Origin of the sequence: Micromonospora sp. H61 (genome assembly GCF_018070325.1) — a bacterium.
Lineage (GTDB): Bacteria > Actinomycetota > Actinomycetes > Mycobacteriales > Micromonosporaceae > Micromonospora > Micromonospora salmantinae.
In genome coordinates, this window is record NZ_JAGPXY010000233.1 from 1 (window position 1) to 913 (window position 913).

The 913-nt window shown below is 77.5% G+C and carries 1 protein-coding gene; it reads right to left on the reverse strand.

Translation table 11 applies throughout. The features are described 5' to 3' along the window. Positions 1-913 (reverse strand): ATP-dependent helicase (locus tag KBX08_RS33350; RefSeq protein ID WP_210787726.1); only part of this gene is annotated, 913 nt, incomplete at both ends.

The following is a 913-nucleotide window of genomic DNA, read 5'->3' on the forward strand; positions in this document are numbered from 1 at the left end:
GTGATGGCGGTACGCAGTTCCGCTACCAACGCCGGCAGGGTGAGCGCCCGGGGTGGACGGGTGACCGGCAGTGCCCCGGGGCGGTGCGGCTCCTCGTCGCCGCTCTCGCTCGCCGCAGCGCCTCCGGTGCCGCCGGCGGACGGCTCGGTGCGGGGACCGGGCGGCGGGCCCGGCGCTGTCGGTGGGGTTGGCGGCGTGCTCGGCGGGGTCGGCGGCGGCGTGCTCGGGCCCAGCTCGTGCAGGAACCGGCTGGGTTGCTCCTCGTGGTCGTCGCCGCCGACGGCGGCCGACGCCACGGCGCTGACCAGCAGCCGGTGCCGGGCCCGACTGATGGCGACGTGGAAGAGCCGACGCTCCTCGTCCAGCAACGCCGAGGTCTGACCCACCACGTTCGCCGCGGTCGCCCCGTCCACCGACCGGCCGGCCAGCACGTCGACCAGTCGCTCGGAGCCGAGCAGGCTGCCGCGCAGCCGCAGGTCCGGCCAGATGCCCTCCTGCACGCCGGCCACCGCGACCAGATCCCATTCCAGGCCCTTCGCGGCGTGCGCGGTGAGCAGGCGTACCGCCGCACCCCGGTCGGCGGTCGGGGCGATGGTGTCGGCCGGCAGGTCCTGGGCGAGCACGTGGTCGAGGAAGACCTCGGTGCGGGCACCGGGCAGCCGGTCGGTGAACCGGGCCGCCGCGTCGAAGAGGACCAGCACGGCGTCCAGGTCGCGGTCGGCGGCCTCGGCCCGCCGACGCCGGGCCAGGTCGCCCTCGCCGGCCTCCGGGCGCCCCTGGTTGATCGCGTCGGCCCACCGCTCGGCGAGACCACTGGCGTGCCAGACGGCCCAGAGCACGTCCTCGGCGGTCGCACCCGGCCGGGCCGCGGCCTCGCGGGCGATGGCCAGCAGCCCGGCAACCGCCTGCGCCG